Consider the following 232-nt stretch of genomic DNA (forward strand, 5'->3'; position numbering starts at 1 on the left):
CGTGAGCCTCCGTTTGGCTTGAGCACCGAGCAGGTGGTGGCCATCGCCAGCAACAACGGCGGCAAGCAGGCCCTCGAGGCGGTCAGGACACAGTTGCCGGCGCTGCGTGAGCCTCCGTTTGGCTTGAGCACCGAGCAGGTGGTGGCCATCGCCAGCAACGACGGCGGCAAGCAGGCCCTCGAGGCGGTCAGGACACAGTTGCCGGCGCTGCGTGAGCCTCCGTTTGGCTTGA

1 pseudogene is annotated in these 232 nt (G+C 67.2%); it reads left to right on the forward strand.

Annotated elements, in window-relative coordinates:
- Nucleotides 1–18 precede the first annotated feature (18 nt).
- Nucleotides 19–232, forward strand: a pseudogene (locus AB3X89_RS40865) (hypothetical protein); the annotation flags it as partial.

The sequence above is a fragment of the Paraburkholderia sp. BR14320 genome, from assembly GCF_040948665.1.
Classification (GTDB): Bacteria; Pseudomonadota; Gammaproteobacteria; order Burkholderiales; family Burkholderiaceae; genus Paraburkholderia; species Paraburkholderia youngii.